Origin of the sequence: Frisingicoccus sp., assembly GCA_016298055.1 — a bacterium.
In the GTDB taxonomy this organism is placed as follows: domain Bacteria; phylum Bacillota; class Clostridia; order Lachnospirales; family Lachnospiraceae; genus Frisingicoccus.
The window spans coordinates 1-3,194 of the sequence record JAEDDO010000195.1; the positions used below are offsets into that span (position 1 = coordinate 1).

Consider the following 3,194-nt stretch of genomic DNA (forward strand, 5'->3'; position numbering starts at 1 on the left):
CCCTTCACATCATTCTGTATTTGAAATTCAGGTCCTAAGGATTCGGGCCAATCACTGTATCTATACAATAAAAAAAGCCCTCTTCCTATCATCTGCCTGATAGAAAGGGACGAGTTATTCTCGCGGTTCCACCCTTTTTGTCACGTGCACTCTGCACACGTTTAACCACTTCATTTTGATGATAACGGAATCACCGGGCTTGATTGGAGCCACTCCGAGGTAGTCTTCAGATACTTCCCAACAGGACTCTTCCAGCAAACGGTCCCTCTCTGTGATGTTCCATACCCTACTCGTCTCATCATCGCGTTGTTTTCATTATAATCGTCTGAAAAATGATTGTCAAGACGAAAAATATTGATTGACTTTCCACAGGAAAGTGCTATGATGAAAACAAAGATATTTAGATAATTGTCTAATTATCTAAATTTATTTTCAAAAAGGGGGAATTATCATATGACAAAAAAACTATTAACCTTCTTCTTTATCGGCACACTTATTTTCAGTCTATCCGGATGCTCATCGAAACAGATGCCGTCCGAAACAACAGACAGTACCGATCAACAGACCGAATCCGAAACCCTGCCGGAAGATTCCAAAACTTATGAAGAACTTTCGCTTGCATTACCTGTAGCCGATCACGAAGGCTGGTCTCTTTCCGGGATCCTGACACTTCCTGACGGCGAAGGTCCTTTTCCGGCTGTCATCCTTGTCCACGGTTCCGGGCCAAGCGACCGGGATGAAACCATTTATGAGAATAAACCATTTAAAGATATCGCCGACGGTCTTGCCGCTCATGGAATTGCTGTCTACCGATATGACAAACGCACCTATGCATATGGTAAAGAAATGGCTTCCGATATCGATCTGACATTAAAACAGGAAACCCTTATCGACGCATCCGAAGCCGTAAAGCTGCTCTCCGATCAGCCTCAGATCGATGCTTCAAGAATCTATGTGGCCGGACACAGTCTGGGCGGACAGGCGATTCCTCTCATTCGAAATATGTTAAAACAGTATGAAACACAGGCTGCCGGATTTATTTTTATGGCCGCTCCTGCCAGAGATCTGGCTGCACTGATGCGGGAACAATTTGATTTTCTCTATTCTCTCACACCTGTATTGTCCGACACTCAGAAAGAACAAAAAGAAGCGCTTTACGCCCAGCTTGAACAGTTGAATGACCTGGATCAGCTTGACCCGTCCCAGCCGATTCTCGGTGCCTATCCGGCCTACTGGAGAGATATTCTCTCCTATGATCCCCTTTGGACAGCTGAATCCATGACCGAACCGTGTCTCCTTCTTCAGGGAGAAGAAGACTATCAGGTAACGATGACCGACTTTGAACTGTGGAAATCTGCTTTTGGAGAAAAGGAAAACTGGACATTTCAATCCTATCCCGGCCTGACACATCTTTTCATGCCCGGCAAGAAGGAAAATGCCAATGCTTCCTACCTGAAAAAGCAGCATGTGGACGAAACAGTCATTCAATCAATTGCAGACTTTGTGCAAAACAATTAAAAAGGGGGCTTCTCTGTGAACGATGCCTTTAAAGCACTGGCCGATCCGACCCGACGGCAGATTTTAAAACTTCTTCAGGAAAAAGACCGGACTGCCGGTGAGATTGCCACATATTTTAATATGACCAAGCCTTCCATAAGCCACCACCTGAATGTCCTGAAAAACAGTGGTCTGGTACTTGATGAGCGTCATGGTCAAACTATTGTTTACAGTCTGAATATGACTGTATTCCAGGATATTATCCGCTGGTTTTTTGATTTCAGCCAACACGAAAAGAGGGATTAAGATTGAAAAAAGAAATAAACAAAACAAGAATCATTCTATTTATTGTCGCTGTCATATCCTTTATCATTCATCTGTTTATCTATCCGAAGCTTCCGGCTCAGATTCCGATCCAATGGTCATCTACCGGTGAAGTCAACACTTACGGTGCCAAATACATGGATCTGGTCATTGCCGGAATTCCGGTACTTATTGTACCTCTGATGGTTATCATGCCGAAAATCGATCCGAGAAAAGCCAACTACGCCAAACACGGTCAGGCCTATACGATCGCAATGACCGGCATCACCCTTCTTCTGATCGGATGCAGCTGGCTTTCCGCCCTGTCGGCTCTCGGCTACGATGTCCATATAGAAACCGTGCTTTCAGCGGCTATAGGAATTCTATTCATTGCCATCGGAAACTCCATGCCTCAGATACGTTCCAATTACTTTTTTGGTATCCGAACTCCATGGACCCTGGAAAATCCGGATGTCTGGCGTAAAACACATCGATTCGGCGGTATACTTTTCTGCATTATGGGCCTTCTGTTTATCATCGCTGCCTTCTTTAAAAGCGAAATATTTTCCACTGTTCTGGTCGTTATCCTTGCCGTCGGATCCGTTGCATTGACATACCTGTATTCTTATATCCTGTATCGCAAACAGGGGTGACTAGAGGACAGGTTCATAGACACTTTATTTAAAACCTCACGCAAATGTTAACCATTTAATTTTATTGAGTTGACATTCTTCCCTGTTTATGCTATCATTTCTGTGAAAAATGAATTTCTGGTCATAACCAGACAGAAAGTGAGGATTTATTATGACATCATTGACATCGACTAAAAGTAAAACCTATGATATGGTTTACATTGCACTTTTTGCTGTACTTATAGCCATATGCTCCTGGATATCGATTCCGACTGTGGTACCATTTACTTTACAGACATTTGCCACCTTCCTGTCACTGGCCGTTCTCGGCGGCAAACGCGGAACTTGTGCCGTTATCGTATATGTACTTCTCGGTGCCGTAGGCATCCCGGTATTCTCCGGTTTCAAAGGCGGCATTGGGGTTCTTTTAAGCACAACCGGCGGTTACATTATCGGTTTTATCGCCTCTGCACTGGTTGTGTGGGCATTTGAAAAAATTGCAGGCAAAAAACTCTCGGTACTCGCCCTATCCATGATATGCGGACTGATTGTATGTTATATTCTGGGTACGGCATGGTTCATGCTCCTGTATGCCAAAAATGTTGGACCGGTTGGTCTTTCCACCGTTCTTGGATGGTGTGTCATTCCGTTTATTATTCCGGATCTTATAAAACTGGCACTGGCATTATTGATCGGACAGCGCATTTCAAAAGCGTTACCAACCGGATTTTTATCTTAAGACACTAAAAATCGGTACATAGA

The 3,194-nt window shown here is 44.0% G+C and carries 4 protein-coding genes and 1 other annotated feature; all 4 genes read left to right on the forward strand.

Annotated elements, in window-relative coordinates; all coding sequences use genetic code 11:
- Positions 1–102 precede the first annotated feature (102 nt).
- Positions 103–311: a binding site (T-box leader), on the reverse strand.
- A 142-nt stretch (positions 312–453) separates the two neighbouring features.
- The 4 genes from QZZ35_RS10355 (at position 454) to QZZ35_RS10370 (ending at position 3,171) form a co-directional block, all read left to right on the forward strand.
- On the forward strand, positions 454–1,518 hold the full coding sequence (locus QZZ35_RS10355) for an alpha/beta hydrolase family protein (protein WP_291237331.1): 1,065 nt from the start codon (positions 454–456) through the stop codon (positions 1,516–1,518).
- Between the two features lie 15 nt (positions 1,519–1,533).
- Positions 1,534–1,803, forward strand: a complete 270-nt coding sequence (locus tag QZZ35_RS10360; RefSeq protein ID WP_291237332.1) for an autorepressor SdpR family transcription factor — start codon at positions 1,534–1,536, stop codon at positions 1,801–1,803.
- 2 nt (positions 1,804–1,805) lie between these two features.
- Positions 1,806–2,453 carry an SdpI family protein gene (locus QZZ35_RS10365; RefSeq protein ID WP_291237333.1) on the forward strand — a complete coding sequence of 216 codons (648 nt, stop codon included), beginning with the start codon at positions 1,806–1,808 and terminating at the stop codon, positions 2,451–2,453.
- A 151-nt stretch (positions 2,454–2,604) separates the two neighbouring features.
- Positions 2,605–3,171: a biotin transporter BioY gene (locus QZZ35_RS10370; RefSeq protein ID WP_291237334.1), complete on the forward strand. Its 567-nt coding sequence runs from the start codon at positions 2,605–2,607 to the stop codon at positions 3,169–3,171.
- Positions 3,172–3,194 lie beyond the last annotated feature (23 nt).